The 16,274-nt window shown below is 33.0% G+C and carries 17 protein-coding genes; 5 read left to right on the top strand and 12 right to left on the bottom strand.

Translation table 11 applies throughout. The features are described 5' to 3' along the window. Positions 1–180: 180 nt before the first annotated feature. Together EG348_RS06845 and EG348_RS06835 are read right to left on the bottom strand one after the other, a co-directional pair. Complete coding sequence (locus tag EG348_RS06845) at positions 181–531, bottom strand: hypothetical protein (protein WP_123981874.1); 351 nt, start codon at positions 529–531, stop codon at positions 181–183. A 15-nt stretch (positions 532–546) separates the two neighbouring features. Then, positions 547–1,272 carry a glycine-rich domain-containing protein gene (locus EG348_RS06835; protein WP_164463262.1) on the bottom strand — a complete coding sequence of 242 codons (726 nt, stop codon included), beginning with the start codon at positions 1,270–1,272 and terminating at the stop codon, positions 547–549. Positions 1,273–1,386: 114 nt separating this feature from the next. Here EG348_RS06835 and EG348_RS06830 point away from each other — a divergent pair, with 114 nt between their 5' ends. Further along, positions 1,387–2,283, top strand: a complete 897-nt coding sequence (locus EG348_RS06830) for a hypothetical protein (RefSeq protein ID WP_123981872.1) — start codon at positions 1,387–1,389, stop codon at positions 2,281–2,283. Between the two features lie 48 nt (positions 2,284–2,331). Here the strand turns inward: EG348_RS06830 and EG348_RS06825 are convergent, their stop codons facing one another. The 7 genes from EG348_RS06825 to EG348_RS06795 all read right to left on the bottom strand — a co-directional run bounded on the left by EG348_RS06825 (position 2,332) and on the right by EG348_RS06795 (position 8,732). Beyond that, positions 2,332–3,075, bottom strand: coding sequence for a LytR/AlgR family response regulator transcription factor (locus EG348_RS06825; protein WP_123981870.1), 744 nt, complete (start codon positions 3,073–3,075; stop codon positions 2,332–2,334). 51 nt (positions 3,076–3,126) lie between these two features. Beyond that, complete coding sequence (locus EG348_RS06820) at positions 3,127–3,402, bottom strand: 2TM domain-containing protein (RefSeq protein ID WP_123981868.1); 276 nt, start codon at positions 3,400–3,402, stop codon at positions 3,127–3,129. A gap of 33 nt (positions 3,403–3,435) precedes the next feature. After that, positions 3,436–3,729, bottom strand: a complete 294-nt coding sequence (locus EG348_RS06815) for a 2TM domain-containing protein (RefSeq protein ID WP_123981866.1) — start codon at positions 3,727–3,729, stop codon at positions 3,436–3,438. A gap of 235 nt (positions 3,730–3,964) precedes the next feature. Beyond that, entirely contained in the window at positions 3,965–4,267 is a 303-nt protein-coding gene (locus EG348_RS06810; protein WP_123981864.1) for a 2TM domain-containing protein, read from the bottom strand. Between the two features lie 11 nt (positions 4,268–4,278). Next, positions 4,279–5,604, bottom strand: a complete 1,326-nt coding sequence (locus tag EG348_RS06805; protein WP_123981862.1) for a 2TM domain-containing protein — start codon at positions 5,602–5,604, stop codon at positions 4,279–4,281. Positions 5,605–5,741: 137 nt separating this feature from the next. Further along, a complete protein-coding gene (locus tag EG348_RS06800; RefSeq protein WP_123981860.1) occupies positions 5,742–6,395 on the bottom strand; it encodes a hypothetical protein in 654 nt (217 codons plus the stop codon). Between the two features lie 93 nt (positions 6,396–6,488). Then, positions 6,489–8,732 (bottom strand): TonB-dependent receptor, encoded by a 2,244-nt coding sequence (locus EG348_RS06795; RefSeq protein ID WP_123981858.1) that lies wholly within the window; start codon positions 8,730–8,732, stop codon positions 6,489–6,491. A 189-nt stretch (positions 8,733–8,921) separates the two neighbouring features. On the opposite strand from EG348_RS06795, the gene EG348_RS06790 reads away from it, so the two are divergent. Continuing rightward, positions 8,922–9,425: a superoxide dismutase family protein gene (locus tag EG348_RS06790; protein ID WP_123981856.1), complete on the top strand. Its 504-nt coding sequence runs from the start codon at positions 8,922–8,924 to the stop codon at positions 9,423–9,425. A 47-nt stretch (positions 9,426–9,472) separates the two neighbouring features. Here the strand turns inward: EG348_RS06790 and EG348_RS06785 are convergent, their stop codons facing one another. From EG348_RS06785 to EG348_RS06775, 3 genes are all read right to left on the bottom strand, one after another. Beyond that, positions 9,473–10,618, bottom strand: coding sequence for a virulence RhuM family protein (locus EG348_RS06785; protein WP_317127000.1), 1,146 nt, complete (start codon positions 10,616–10,618; stop codon positions 9,473–9,475). Positions 10,619–10,633: 15 nt separating this feature from the next. Beyond that, positions 10,634–11,005, bottom strand: coding sequence for a hypothetical protein (locus EG348_RS06780; protein WP_123981852.1), 372 nt, complete (start codon positions 11,003–11,005; stop codon positions 10,634–10,636). A 111-nt stretch (positions 11,006–11,116) separates the two neighbouring features. Next, positions 11,117–13,246, bottom strand: a complete 2,130-nt coding sequence (locus tag EG348_RS06775; protein ID WP_123981850.1) for a carboxy terminal-processing peptidase — start codon at positions 13,244–13,246, stop codon at positions 11,117–11,119. Between the two features lie 146 nt (positions 13,247–13,392). Here EG348_RS06775 and surE point away from each other — a divergent pair, with 146 nt between their 5' ends. The 3 genes from surE to EG348_RS06760 all read left to right on the top strand — a co-directional run bounded on the left by surE (position 13,393) and on the right by EG348_RS06760 (position 16,268). Then, on the top strand, positions 13,393–14,163 hold the full coding sequence (gene surE, locus EG348_RS06770) for a 5'/3'-nucleotidase SurE (RefSeq protein ID WP_123981848.1): 771 nt from the start codon (positions 13,393–13,395) through the stop codon (positions 14,161–14,163). Continuing rightward, positions 14,163–14,828 (top strand): GNAT family N-acetyltransferase, encoded by a 666-nt coding sequence (locus EG348_RS06765; protein ID WP_123981846.1) that lies wholly within the window; start codon positions 14,163–14,165, stop codon positions 14,826–14,828. Before surE ends, EG348_RS06765 begins: the two co-directional genes overlap by 1 nt. A 399-nt stretch (positions 14,829–15,227) precedes the next feature. After that, the gene (locus EG348_RS06760; RefSeq protein ID WP_123981844.1) at positions 15,228–16,268 is read left to right on the top strand and encodes a GMP reductase; all 1,041 of its coding nucleotides are present in this window, start codon (positions 15,228–15,230) and stop codon (positions 16,266–16,268) included. The last annotated feature ends 6 nt before the right edge of the window (positions 16,269–16,274 follow it).

Below are 16,274 nucleotides of genomic sequence, written 5' to 3'. Positions count from 1 at the left end.
TGCCAAAAATTAAAAATATTAGCTAAAAAATAAGTATAAATTAAAAAAAACAAAGCAATGCTTAAATCAAAAGTATTTTTTAAAACCTTTTAAATAAATTCTGTTTTAAGAAGGTATTTAAAAAGATTACAAATTAATATTATTTAACTTTCTCAATTAATTGATTGTCGAATCTGATCATTATTTTAACTTTTTATTAGAATAAAATAACATAAAATATATCAAAACAGCCACTTCAAAAAACATAATTACTAAAAGATAACCAAACGGTTTAACCAAAATCATCCCTCTTATCAATTTTACGATACCTAAAACCATAATAAAAATCATAAAGTAAATTGTAATTTTAGATATGGTTTCTTTAAAAAAGGTAAGAATTATAACCGAAACATAAAATCCTAACAAAAGAATGAAATAGAACTTTAGGAAATCCGGACCTTTTAAAGTAATGGGATTGTAAGTTTGATGTTCTTTAACAAGCCAAATCAGACTTATCAGAACCGATACTGAATGAAATATTATTTTTTTCATAGTTGCAAGTTTTTTTTAGCCGCCACACCCTCCGCAACCACCACATCCTCCGCCACAACCGCCACCGCCGCTGCAGCTTCCACCACCACCTCCACAGCCGGATCCGGAATCATTATTTTTATTCCGGTCGTTAGTTGTATCATCAGCATCTGAAACTGCATTCATTGCAGAGATAAAAATGGAAAAAAGTAGCAGTCCTAGAAAAGTAATTGAAAAAACACTAAGAATTCCTTCTGAGCAAGAGGTAAAGATCAAAAAAAGGATGAAAAAAGGAATCAATCTTAATTTTTTTAGCCAATTTACTCTTCTGGGTTTATTTTCATTGCTCCAAATATCTTCGGGTGCGTCTTGGTCAAAAATATCTCTGTAATTTTTTAAAGTATCTGAAAACCAATTATGGTGTTTATCCTTTTCTGCAAAACCACCTTTTGAAGGATGATGATGAAGTTTCTTCTTCAGAATATTCGGGCAGAATTCTTCCCAGTAATTTTGGGTATAAATAAGATGCATATGCCATACTTTATCTACAATTTCGCTTGGTGAAGCTCCGTTTGGAAGCGTACAACAGAGATAAACGAATTTTTTATATTCTTCTATCGCTTTTTTAGTAAAATCTATGCTCCAGTTTTCTTCTTTTGCTAATTTTTTTGAGAAAGGAAAATCAACATTGGGAGCGTCTAACGAAAACTCCTGAAGTCTGTTCCAGAGAGAATCGTTTTGTAATAACTTTTTTGTTTCCATTGTTTTAACTTTTAATTTCTACTCAAATTTGGATTGATTAAAAAATATAAAAGTCTTACAATAATCTTTTTTGGTTTTAAAAAAATCTTAAATTAGTCTTATAAAATTAGACCCATGAAAAAAGAAGATATCCTGCATCTTGAGAAATTGATGAATTTCCTGAGTCTGCATTTTTTAAAGAAAAATAATTGGGAAGATGTTTCAAAAACAGAATGGTCATATATTGTTGCTGAACTTAATGATTTAATTATCAATGACAATACAGAAAAGAACATAAAAAAAGAACCGGATTTACTAGGTTTAAACTACCTTTATGAACATTTGATAATCAACAAACTAAAGAAATATTATCAAAATGAAAATGCAGTTTTAAGCAAACCTAATTTGGCGAAATTAAGTCTTATAGTAAAGGTGCTGGGATATTCAAATTACATTGATTTTATTAATTCAAATACAGAAGCATTTAATTTTAATGATCTGAGAATTGATATGAATAATGCCAAGCAAAACATCGTTCTTTTGGATCGATTGGTTGGATGTTGGTATTCATACAACAGAAATCTTCCTGATAACCCCTTACAGGCAAAAGATGACCGAATCTGGCGTTCTGCAATGGAAATCTACAAATCGGAGACTTCAGGCGAATATTTTATAGAAAGAAGCGGTGGTGATCACCACAAGTACTTTGGGAAGGTGACAGCCTATTCTGATTATGTTTTTATCATCATGAACAGCAATACATTTATCCGCCAAAGACACTTCATATCAAGAATAAAAGATATCAAGGAAAAACTGAAAAATCCAGAATATAAGCTCCATGAGTTGCATTTTATAAGTACGTGTATTAGTTTTAATCAAGAGCCGATTGCCCTGTTCGAAATTTTTCAGAAAGCAGACCGGAAAACATTTTTTCCTGACTCTATCAGCTTCCCGATTGACAGCGATGAAATTCCAAAATCAATTATAGCACAACTTGAAGATACTGAAGCTAACAGGATTGATTACAGGTGATTGGTATTTTGGTGTTTGGTTGCTAGTGTTTGGTGTTTGGCTAAAAAATTAACTTACCAGCCAGTCTTTAAAATCTTTCACACGGTCGCGGCTTACAGTAATTTCTTCCTGTGGCTGAAAATTCAATTCTACTTTGTAATTGGGTGAGGTATGAATATTTTTAATATAATCTGAGCTAATAATAAACTGCCTGTTTGCCCGGAAAAATTTCTTTTCATCCAAGACATCTTCCAACTCATCCAATGTGAAATCTGAAGGATAAGTACGGTCTTCAGTCTGCAGATAAACGATCTTATTTTCACTAAAAAAACAACTGATCTCGCTTGTCTGAACGATCTTCAAATTATATCCGATCTTAACCAAAACCCTGGAAAGTGTTGTCTTATCTTTTTTAATTAACTGCTTAATTTCCTGTGAAGTAACAGGATTTCCTGATGGAAGAAATGATTTGAATTTTTCAATAGCTCCGGCAAGATCCTCTTCCAAAATTGGCTTTAAAAGATAGTCGATGCTGTTGAGTTTAAAAGCTTTCAATGTATACTGATCAAACGCTGTTGTATAAATGATAAAACCTTTTGTAGGAACTTTTTCAAAAATATCAAACGATAAACCGTCACCCAAAACGATGTCTGAAAAGATAAGCTGCGGATGTTCATTTTCAGAGAACCATTTTACGCCATCTTCTACGGATTCAATACTTGCAACAACCTGTAATTCAGGAAATAGACTCAACATTCTCTCAATCTTTCTTGCTGCAGGTTTTTCGTCTTCGATAATGACAGTTTTAATCATTGATTTTTAGTTTTTAATTTGGAATTAAAATTAAATAAAACTTCTCAGGTATTAAAAGTTTATTGGTTCTTTTGATTTTCTCATCTCCTTTTCCATGATTTCTTTTTCCCAATCTGAATCAAAAATAAATAATTTAACCGCTTTTACAGTCAAAATAATTCCCCAGATTCCTAAAATAATTGATCCATCGAAAAGTGAGAAATCAAATGCTCCTTTTTCAAAAATATCGTCTAAAAAAACGAATCCTGTAATGATTGCGAACCAAAATAGACCTTTATAGAATTTTTTTAGTTCTTTTACTCTTTGTTCTGCCTGATTATAATTCATGATATTGATTTTTAAAAAGTTATTATTGATTAATTAAAGTGTTTTTACGTTTTTTCTATCTTCATCCATCAATTCTTTGATCTTTTTCTCTTCCCAATTTTTTCCGATTCCGAAAACATTGATTCCGTGTGCGGCAAGACCCATTCCCCATCCTAACATTGGCCAGTAAAACCATAAATGATCCGGAGAAGTTAAAAGATTAAGAACCAATAAAAAAGGAATTACAAGACAATAAGAAGTAAGATTTCCGTAGAATCCTTTTAATTCTTTTACTCTTCTTTCTGCTCTTCTGTAAGCTATGCTTTCTTTGTTTGCGAATGTTTCCATAATATTTGTTTTTAAATGTTTTGTTTGTTTTTGTTGATTCAAATTTAGATCAATAAAGAGCTTCAAATCAACTTTATCTTACCGAGCTGTAGAAAATGGATACTGAAATGTAAAATTCTAAGATTAATAGAAATGCTATCTTTAAACTCCCACTGATTTACACATATGATCCAACATAGTTTTGTGATAAAAATAAAAAAGCACAATATAAATTGTGCTATATAATATCGTAGAGTTAATTTTTTTCATTCTCCATTAATTCTTTTATTTTTTTCTCTTCCCAATTGCTTCCGAGTAAAAAGCCGGGTATAAAGACTCTCATTCCGTAACCGATAACGCCGATTCCCCAGAATATCGGGAGAGAAAAGTATTTTAGGCTCCAAATCGTTTCTCCTGGTTCCAATTCTCTGTAATTCAGAAATAAAACAAAAATATTCACAGCAAAATAAATGAAAAGGAAAACATAAAAATTCTTTATTTTCTTCACTCTTCTTTCCGCTTCTTTGTAACGAAGATCGTTTTGATCCATATTTTCCATACTAGTAGTTTTTATCTTTTATCTTGTTTTTCTAAAATTTCTCTGATCTTCTTTTCTTCCCAGCTTTTTCCGATTGCAAAAACGCTCATTCCGTGAGCAACGAGAGCAACGAGACCAATTCCCCAGCCCAACATCGGAAAATAAAACCAGATATGTTTTGGATTGGTAATAAGGTTTACAATGATCAAAAAAGGAATGATAATACAATACGAAATTAAGTTCCCGTAAAAACTTTTGATCTCTTTTACTCTTTTTTTAGCCCTTTCGTAAGCTTTATCGTTATCTTCAACTTTTATGCTCGTTTCGTTTGGTTTAGCTAATAATATCGGAAGTTTTACTTTAAAATAATCTTCGGATTTTTCGATAAAAACATTCCTTTTCGTAAGCAGAGAATAACGCTGAACGATGTTCGACAAACCGATTCCTGCACTCTCTTTCATCTGCTCTCTTACCTGAAGATTATTTTCAATACAAAGCGTATCATTTTCAGAAAAAACTTTAATAATTAATGGTTTTGAAGAAGTCGCAAAATTATGTTTTATACAATTTTCCAACAATAATTGAAGCGAAAGCGGAACGACATATCTTCTGTAATCTTCTTTATTTACATCAAAAACAAAATCTACACTGTCTTCGAATCTGGTTTTTAAAAGATCGCAATAGGTTTTTGCAAATTCTATTTCGTCTTCAACAGTGACTAACTCTTTATCTTTCTGTTCTAAAACGTATCTGTAAATCTTTGACATTGAAGCAGTAAACTTCTGCGCCTGTCTCGGATTTTCATCAATTAATGAACTCAAAACATTCAGTGAATTGAAAAGAAAATGCGGATCTAACTGGTTCTTTAAACTCTCAAATTGTGCATTGGCAGATTTTGCGATCAGTTTTTGCTCTACAACTTCTTTTTTGGACGTTTTTTTGAGCTCTTCCATGAAACCTCGCGCATGAAGAAAAGCAGAAATCAACAACGCCACATTGATCGTAAACCAATTGATGAAATTATATCTTCCCGAAAAATATTCTGCTGTATTTACTGCTTTCTGAATCAGTACAAAATTCACATAATTACAGAAATAGACTAAAATAATATTCGCAATAAGAATCGAAACAATGCTTATGACCGCTCTTTTTGTTGTAGCCTCAGACCAAGGGAATTTTTTATTAAGAAAATCATTAATTAAGCCATTTCCTGCACCTAAAACGAACGAATACATGAAAGATATCAACACGGTCAGTAAAAAGTTTTCAACGTTTTTTTCATCCGTAAAAAAGATAAAAAAGAACATTGAAGTAACCAGTGATATCCAAAGTAAGGTGATAATATTTTTACGTTTCATGATTGAATTTCTTAGCTCAAAATTAGTTTTAATTAAAGGTATTAAAAATTATTTCTCACCGAACGGTCATTTTCAATAACTGAACTGCACAAAAAAAACCTTCCATGATCTGGAAGGTTTACAATATTTTAAGTTTTTTATTTCTTAGCTCCTTGGCTGATGAAATACTGAGCCTCTCCTTTTCCCCAGTTTGGATCTAATGCAGATTTTGGTTTGAAAGCATTAAATTTCTCTAAAGCCTGTTTGAAAAGCTCAATTCCTTTTGTTTTGCTTCCTCCGTATTGTTCCGGAGTGAAATACATATCCTCAGCCTTGATCAAAGCAATTCTTGGATTGGTTGAATCTAGCTGTTCAGCTATTTTAAGCTCTTCTGCAGCCTTCACGCCGTCTGTCATATATCTTTGTTGAGGATTTTCCATCATTCTTAAAGAATATGCCATTTTTTTCAATAAATGGATCTCAGAGTTGTTTTTTCCGCCAAGGTCTTCTGCCTGTGTCAGATATTTTTCAGCAGCTCCTGAATAGGTTAACAATTCATCCTTCTTACCAGCGTTCATCTGCGCTCTCCCTTTTTGGATATAAGCATAAGCGATATAGTAAACAGGTAGCCATTGGTTTTGGTCAATTCTTGATATTCTTTCGAAATCATTGGCCAACGTCTGAAAATCTTCTGCCGATTTCACGGTTTCCAGCTTGGCAATTTTTTCAGTCATTGATTTTTCGTAAGCAGTCTGACCAAATGCCGTTAAGCCCATAAAAGCTAAAGCAAAACTTAATAGATATTTCTTCATTATTTCTAATTTTTGAGGTTAGTTATATTTTATTCAAAGATATGTATTTAATCAATATAATTAAATCATTAAAAGTACAGATTATTTAGATTTTTATAAATTATTATTAATCGCATCCTGTGTTTTATCAACTCCAAAGCTTATAAATGCGCCTATAAAGACAAAAGTATTCACCGGCGGAACCACTGCAGAACTTCTTGATCCATCTTGTGAAAAATTGTATCCATAAACATTTTTTGATCCTAAAACGTTTGAAACACTCAACACAAAAACAGTGAATGCTTTGGCATCTTTTTTCCCAAGATTCGGAAGATAATTAAAGCTTACATTAAGCGCGTTATAATCCTTCAATCTTCCTTCATTTCTTGTATAATTAATCGTCTCGCCGTTCACATCTTTCGTTGCAAAATCATAATAAGGTCGTCCTTTTGCGTACGTATAAGAGAGATTAACTCCTAATTTCCATTTTGGAATAAATCTTTTCGCAACCGCAGATAGCGTGTGTTCTGAAGCGAAATTCGGTTTTAAGCTTACAGGATAATTCATAAAATCTCTTTTTGAATCGAGGAACGAATAACTGATCCAATAATCAATATTTTCGAATGTTTTTTTATCTCTCCAAAACAGTTCAAGGCCTTTTGCATAACCGAATCCGTTGTTGTTATCTGCTTTTTGAACGGGTTGATTCTGATTATTATTAAATCCAAGGTTTGAAACTTTAATCAATTGATCGTATTTTTTGTAAAAAGCTTCAAAACGTAAACTTCTGCCATCCGTCGTTCTCTGAACTTGCAAAATGTAATGTTGAGATTTTTGAAAATCAAGATCTGCCGAGCCGTTAATATATTTACTTTCAGGATTTTGATAGAAAAGTCCGTACGCGAAAGAGGTTGTCCAGTCTTTAGCCAAACGATACGCCAGAGCGATACGCGGAGCAAAATTCGTTTTGCCAAGGAAAGAAGAATTTTCTGCCCTCACTCCTATTTTTGCTGATAATTGATTACTGAAACCCAAATCTGTTTCCACAAAAACAGCTGAAATAAGGTCTTTATAATGTTTATTTATTTCTTCAAAAGAGAGCTTTTCGTCGGTACTGTTTAATTCAAATCCGCCTCGTAAGGCACTGATTTTGTTTATTTTTCTTTCTAAAACTGCCTTTAGGTTTATATAATTTCCGTCTGTAAGCAACCTCATCTTATCAGCTTCAACTTCATTTGATTCTGTTGAAAAATTAAGATCCGTTCTGTTGAATGAATAAGAAGTTCCTGCATTTAAAAGATACTTGCCGAATTTTTGTTTGAACGATAAATTATGATACGTGTTTTTTCCTTTCAATTTAATTAAAGAAAACTGATTATCAGCTTCTAAGCTTTCTGTTTTTACGCCCATGCTGTTGGTGTCGTACATTCCGTAATACTTGAAAAATCCGCCTGATTTTGTTTTAATTCTGAAATTGGCATCTGCATTCAAGCCTTGAGGAGCGTCGATAAAATCAGTATTAAAATTCAGAACTTCCTGCATCAGATTTAAATTTGAATATCCCAAAGTTGCTCCGTAAGAATGATTTTTATCTTCACCCAATTTTTGAAATCCTGCGCTTAAAAATATCGGAGAAATCCCAAAATCGTAAGAACTCTGATCCGGAAGATCAACACTTTCCAACATTAAAGCCCCGGAAAGAGCCTGCCCGTACAGCGCAGAATATCCACCACTTGAAAATACATTTCCTTTAAAAAGAGACGTGTTAAAACGATCTCTCCCTGCAATTCCCGGAACTGAGCTTGAGAAATAGTTATTAATTAAGCTTCCATCCATGAAAATTTTAGATTCTGTTCCTGTACCTCCTCGGATGAATAAACCTTCTGTTTCACCTACTTTCTGAACGCCCGGAAGATAATTTAAAGCTGAAGAAATCTGTCCGTCTGCTCCTGCTGTTGTGTAAATATCGATTGGAGACAGTAAAGCGGTCGCTCTTTTCTTATCGCTCGCCTCAATTGAACCTGCAGAAACTACCACGGCATCGATTTCGTTGATTTGCTCTTTCAATTCTGCATTCACAGAAAGATCCTGATTTTCAATGACAATCGCTTTTTCAATATCATTATATTTTGAATGGGTAAAGCTTAATATCTGGTTTCCTTTTTCAGAAGTTTCAAATGTAAAATTGCCGTTTGCATCCGTCGTTGCTCCATCGTAAGTATTTTTTAACGTGACATTTACTTCGCTTATTCCTTTATTTCGAAAAGTAACTTTTCCGGAAACCTTTACCTGAGAATAGCTCAAGATAAATAAGAAAAAGGTGGTAAGAAATAAAAGTTTTTGTCTCTGGGTTTTCATTAGTCTTAATTTGATTCCAAAATTAATCTGAAAATTTAAATCCGCTAATTTTTTCTTTCCGAATGGTAAAATTTGTATCCTGAACTGTAAGATCTTTCTATTTAACATAAAAAAGACTAGAATTATAAAGTGTTCTAAAAAATGTTCCTAAATTTATACTATTATAAATCACTTAAAAAATCATTTAAAATGAAGGTACAAACATTAGCATTATTGGCGGGCTGTGCATTATTTGCAGTTTCTTGCGGAACTACAAAGATGTACTCTGTAAACGCTAAAAGCGGAACACAAACAGGAGGAACTGCAAAGTTTACTCAGAACGGAAACGAGGTTGTAATGAAACTTAATATCACCAATCTTACTCCGGGAATCCACGCGGTACATATTCATGAAAAAGGCGATTGTTCTGCAGCAGACGGAACTTCTACAGGCGGTCACTGGAACCCAGGAAAAGACGATCATGGAAAATGGGGAGCAGAGCATTTCCATATGGGAGATATAGGGAATTTAGTGGTAAATCAGGAAGGAGTTGCAACGCTGACTTTCAAAACTGATAAATGGTGTCTTGGATGTACAGACGAGTCTAAAAATATCATCGGAAAAGGGATGATCATTCATGCTGCGGCAGATGATTTCCATACTCAGCCTACAGGAAATGCAGGCGGAAGAGTTGGATGTATTGAAATTAAATAATCAATTTACTGAATAAAAAATCCTGCTAATTTTAGTTAGTGGGGTTTTTATTCGTCTTTAGGATTAAAGCCTAATCCTTTTTTAAGTTTTTGATCAAAATCTGTTTCTTTATTGTTTTCAAAATCATCTAAAGCTTTTCTGATACTGAGCCCTGCTTGTTTTGGTAATCTTCCACTAACTTTTATTTCTTCAACTACTTTGTCGAAGTCTGATCTATACTCTATATCTTGTATTACTCTAAATTTTTCATATTCTTTTTCTGCTAATTTTTTTGCTACAGAAGCTGAAATTTTGCCCGAATCTTTTAAAACTCCATATTCATTAAATAAAAGAAATCCATCTAATCTTCCTATCCAGTCAACCATTTTCATTTCTTTTTGTCTTCTGGCCATATTCTCAGCAAAGTCTAAATACATAGTGACAACTCTGTTCAATTCACTTAATTCTTCTTCATTCAAATAATTTTTAGCAACAACTGCATCTGTTTTTAATATTTTGCCATCTCTATTCTGGTTTTTCCATGAAGTTAACCCCATATTAGGTCTACTTGAATCAGCTCGTAATTGGATTAACTCAGCGGCTGTATGTTGATGAATTGCCCAATGCAACTTATTTTGAACCGTCGCATAGAAATCTTTCGTAGTTGGTGAATGAGAATCATAATCAATAGAAGTTGCATAAATATCAGTTATTTTTTGATAGAAAAGTCTCTCACTTGATCTAATTTCTCGAATTCTCTCAAGTAATTCTGCAAAATAATCTTTCCCAAAAAGTTTATTTCCTTGTTTTAACCTTTCATCATCTAAAACAAATCCCTTTATTAAGTATTCTTTTAAAACTGTTGTTGCCCATCTTCTAAATTGTGTTGCTTGATGAGAATTAACCCTATACCCAACAGATATAATAGCATCTAAATTATAAAAGTCAACTACTCTTTTAACGTCTCTATTTCCTTCTTTTTGAACTGTCAAAATTTCTTTGACAGTTGAATTTTCATCTAATTCATTTTCACCAAAAATATTAGATAAATGATAACTTATATTCTGTTTAGAAGTATTAAATATGTTTGCTATTGAATTTTGAGAAGCCCAAATTGTTTCACCATCATTATCTATAACAACCTGAACACTTATTTTACCATCATCTGACTGATAAAATATAAAATTTGAAATATTATCTAAATTATTTTCCATCATTTATTTTTATAATTAAACTTCGAAACATTTTTTAATTCTTTGAATCATAAACCAAGCTGACTTTTGAGTAATACCCAGATCTTTACTTAGTTGTACGGATGAAATATCTTTCTTTTCAAAAGTTATTATATAAATAGCTATAATCCATTTCTGTAATTCTAGCCTAGTATTATCAAAAATAGTATTTGTTTTAACATTAAAATATTTTCCCGAATTCTTACATCTAAACCTATTTCCTTTACAGCTATATACTTTTGAAGTCGGATCAAATGGGCTTATTACATTCCCATCCCACCTGAGCTTTTCCAAATATTCAATACATGTCTGCTCATTTGGAAATTCTCTTATCAAATCTGAAACTGACTTAAATTTTATATTTTCCATACAATTCAAATATAAGAAGATAATTACACAAAACCAATATTAATGTAATTATATATATATAGCTTTATTGCATAAAAAAACCCGCTAATTTTAGTTAGCGGGGTTTTTATTTTATTTTTTCACATTCATATCTCCAATGATATTCATTGCTTCCTGAAGGTAAGGATCTTTTTTAAGATTTTTGATCCACATATCAGATTTTTTCTTGAATGCTTCGTCTTTTTTCTCTCTTTCAACTTCATTTGGATAAAGTGTGAACTGAAGACCGTTTTCAAATTTCGTTAATGCTTTGAATTTTTCGATCTGAGCTTTTCTTTGCTTCATCAACTCGTTAAACTTATTGATATTAAGCGTGATTGTTTCTTCTTTATCTAATTTTTCTCTCCATTGAGCAGATTCTAACAATAACTGATAGTTAGTGTTTTTAGCCATTCTATCGTTGCTTGCTTTTTCTAATGCTTTCACATCGAAATAGTTCAGCTTTTGGAAAGTCGTGCTTGGAATTTTATCCCATGCCAATGCATAATCGTCATATCTCTCTCCTATTTCAGCATACGTGAAGAAATCTTTCATCTGAATATCAGAAACAATACCTTTTCTTTGCGTAGATTCTCCTGTAATTCTGTAGAATTTCTGAATCGTTAATTTTAAAGAACCGAAATCATCTTCTGTATTTAAGAATCTGTTTAAATCAACAAAAGTCTGAACCGTTCCTTTTCCGAATGACTGCGGAGAACCGATAATCATTGCTCTTCCAGTATCCTGCATTGCACCAGCCAAAATCTCAGAAGCTGAAGCCGAAAGTTCGTTTTGCATGATAACAAGAGGGCCTGTCCAGATCGGAGTTTCCTGCTTATTTTTTAATGTCTGAATTTTTCCGTTTCCATCTTTTACCTGAACATAAGGTCCTGCATTCATGAAAAGTCCCATGATATCACCCACTTCCGTTAAAGATCCACCACCATTATTTCTTAGGTCAAGAACAATTCCGTCAATGTTTTGAGCTTTAAGTTTAATGATCTCATTTTTAATATCATCAGAAGCGTTTCTTCCTTTAGCATCTTCAAAATCAGCATTAAAACTTGGCAAATTGATGAAACCATATTTTTTACCGTTTGGAGAGTTCACTACAATACTTCTTGCGAAAGTATCTTCAATAGCAACTTCTTCACGGATCATTGTAACTTCTTTTATCGTTCCGTCTTTTTTCTGAACCGTTAACGTAACCGGAGTTCCTTTTTCACCTCTGATGTATCTTACGGCTTCCTCAGAAAGCATTCCTACAACATTTACTGCATCATCTTTCGGTTTAGATTTTACTTTTAGGATCTTATCACCTTCCGTAAGTTGTTTAGACTTCCAAGCGGGTGCACCGATTGTAAGAGCTCCAAGATACAAGTACCCCTTTTTCTCCTGAATAATAGCTCCGATACCAATCACTTTTCCTGTGAAAGTCATATCAAATTCTTCTTTATCCTTTGGAGAATAATAATTGGTATGCGGGTCAAAAACCTCAGTGTAAGCATTCATGTACACTGTAAACCAATTCATTTTATTTCTCTTTTTAAACCTTGTGAATGTGTCTTTTACAAGATCTTTCACCTCATCTGTAGCTTTTACTTTTTTCTGTTCAGGCGTAAGGATCTGAAGTTTAATCGTATCCTGTAATTTATATTTCTGTACAGAATCTTTTTTCTCTTTTTGAGCTTGTTCTTTGCTATTTAAAGATTCAATTTCCTGAAGAATATTGTATTTAATGAATTTTTTCCACTCATTATATTGATCCTGCTTAGAAACCGGTGCTTTTTTAAGCTTATTTTCTAAAACCAACGTTTCATCTTCTTCCAAATTGATTGGCTTACTGAAAATATCCTGAGTTAATTTATCAATCTCATCAACCCTTTGGAAAAGTCTGTCCGTAGTCAATTTATAAAACGTAAGATCTCCGATATTCAGATAATCATCAAGCTTTGTTTCGTGCTTGCTGAATTCATCCATATCAGATTGCAGGAAATATCTTTTTCCCGGATCTATCATCTCAAAATATTGTTTGTAAACATCCTTAGAATAAGCATCATTAATAGCTTTCGGGCTGTAATGTAGATAAGAAAGAGTGTTCTTTACGCTCACCATTATCGTCTGCATCTTTTCATCGTCATTTTTAGGTGAGTTGAAACAAAACATTAGACTTGTTAATGGAATTAGGAGTAAAAATTTATTTAGCTTGAAATTTTTCCACATAAATCTGTAATGTATTTTTATTAATTTTTAAAAAAGTATTTTAATTAGTAGTAATTTTTAAATTACTGTTACAAACTATCAAATTTAATACCTTATTTATAAATATCAGATAGTTTTAAGTATTTTTGTTAAAATTAAAATATTTTATGGAAAGACCACTTATTCTGGTTACTAATGATGATGGAATCACAGCACCTGGTATCAGAAATCTTATCAGTTTTATGAACGAAATCGGAGAAGTTATTGTTGTAGCACCCAATTCTCCTCAAAGCGGGAAAGGCCACGCAATTACCATTAATTCTACTTTAAGCTTCGAAGAAGTGACGCTTGACGGTCCACAAACAGACTTTTCGTGCAGCGGAACTCCCGTTGACTGTGTGAAAATGGCTCTTGATAAAATCTTGACAAGAAGACCGGATATCGTGGTTTCAGGGATCAATCACGGGGCGAATTCATCAATTAATGTGATCTATTCAGGAACTATGTCTGCAGCTGTGGAAGCTGGAGTTGAAGGAATTCCGGCCATCGGATTTTCATTGCTTGATTTCAGTTGGGAAGCAGATTTTACTCAAGCCAAAGAATTTATTCAAAATATCGTTAGAAGAACATTGGAAAACCCAATGCCAAAAGGAATTGTATTAAACGTAAACATTCCGAAACTTCCTAAAGAAGAAATTAAAGGGATCAAAGTCTGCAAACAGGCCAATGCAAAATGGGAAGAAAGTTTTGACGAAAGAGTAAATCCACACGGAAAAAAATACTATTGGCTGACAGGATATTTCAATAATATGGATGAATCTGAAGATGCTGACGAAACGGCTTTAGCTGCCGGATACATCTCAATCGTCCCTGTAAAATTTGATATGACAGCGTATGAATATATCAAAACGTTGGAAGAAGTAATGAACTTTGATTAATGTACGAGAAATTAGACAATCCTATCTATCATTCACTTAATGAATATCATAAAAAGTTTTGCTTGAACTTCGGAGATTCTAAATTTTATGATCCTGAAGTCGCTACTTTTGGAGGTTCATTAAATAGAGCAAAAGAAAATGACATCACAGAGTATGCAAAAATCTGTGATGATTTTCTCATTTTCGGAGCAAAGCCTGATTTGGGAGATTTTAAAACTGAAATGTCTCAGCTTGTCTGCGATCAGTATGTTTTAGAAAATACAATTGAATTAGATTTTACTGAAGAAATCATTGAACTTCAAAATGAAGATCATGATGAACTATTGACTTTCATTAAAAAGTTTTATCCTCATTATTTCAAAAGCAGAACGCCTGAATTGGGTCGATATTTTGGGATTTTTAAAGATGATAAACTCGTTGCAGTAACAGGCCAAAGAATGCAAATGGAAGATATGACAGAAGTAAGCGCCGTGATCACAGATACAGATTATCTGGGAAAAGGTCTTGCAAAACAATTGGTCGCATTTGTTTCAAATATAATATTTGAAGATGGGAAAACTCCTTTTCTTCATGTTGCTGAAAATAATCTTGGAGCAAAAAAACTGTATGAAAAACTCGGTTTTGAGCTTAGAGGAAAAATAAATTTATGGGGTGTGAAAAGATAATTTTTGCACCTTTTTTAATTAAAATAATATTTTTAACCACAGTTTTCACAAATTTTCACAGATTCTTTCAATACATTTAGACGTGACCTAAAACGACATAGGAAAATGGAGCGTTAAGAAAATTAATTTTGTGAACGTTAAGAAAATTCTACTGTTTGAAGCGCGAGACAAATTTAGAAATGAAGAAAAAATATTGATTTCGCGCAAGTTTTAGAATTTTTAGTGAACAAAATTTATTTTTAGCGGAAGTTTCCAAGTCTTGAATTTTTCGTTCTTTTGTTTCAAGACAAAAGGACATTAATGAATAATATTCTTTCTTAAAGAATTTATAAAATCCTTCAAATCCACCATTTCATTAAATCTTTTTCCTACATTTATTCTTATTAATTTATCCAAATTATGAGAATAGAATACGATATAAAACTAGGTTTTAAGGATGTCATGTTCCGCCCGAAACGTTCTACATTAAAATCCCGTTCGGAAGTTAGCTTAGAAAGAGAATTTACTTTTAAACATACCAAAAAGAAATGGCTGGGAACTCCTATCATTGCAGCCAATATGGATACAGTGGGAACTTTTGAAATGGCGGTAGAATTAGCTAAAGATAAAATCATTACAGCTGTTCACAAGCATTATTCTGTTGAAGAATGGAGCCAATTTTTAAATAGTCAGCCCGAAAGTATTCATCAATATATTGCATTAAGCACAGGAACAGGAAAAGCTGATGAAGAAAAGCTGAGACAAATCCTCGGAAACCACCCAAAAATCGAGTTTCTCTGCATTGATGTTGCCAATGGTTATTCCGAGCATTTTGTGGATTTTGTGAAGAAAGCAAGAACCAATTTTCCTGATAAAATCATTATCGCAGGGAATGTTGTAACCGGAGAAATGGTAGAAGAACTTCTTTTGGTAGGCGCAGATATCATTAAGGTCGGAATCGGTCCGGGTTCTGTCTGTACAACGCGTGTAAAAACCGGCGTTGGCTACCCTCAACTTTCTGCAATTATAGAATGTTCTGATGCTGCTCACGGTTTAGGAGGTCATATCATTGCTGACGGTGGCTGTAAAGTTCCGGGAGATGTAGCTAAAGCTTTCGGTGGCGGTGCAGATTTTGTGATGCTCGGCGGAATGTTTTCCGGTCATGACGAAAGTGGCGGCGAAATTATCGAAGAAAACGGCAAAAAATACCGCACATTCTACGGAATGAGTTCAAAAACAGCAATGGATAAACATTCAGGTGGCGTTGCAGAATACAGAGCTTCCGAAGGAAAAACGGTGAAAGTTGCTTACAAAGGTCCGGTTTCGGAAACTGTGAAAGATATTTTGGGAGGTGTACGCTCTACATGTACTTATGTTGGAGCTTCAAAGTTGAAAGAATTGTCAAAAAGGACGACTTTTATCAGAGTTCAGGAACAGGAAAATCAGATTTTTAAAGATTAAAACCAT

The sequence above is a fragment of the Chryseobacterium sp. G0201 genome, from assembly GCF_003815655.1.
Lineage (GTDB): Bacteria > Bacteroidota > Bacteroidia > Flavobacteriales > Weeksellaceae > Chryseobacterium.
Note: the sequence above shows the minus strand (reverse complement) of the source record. Positions and strands in the feature narration are given on the sequence as shown.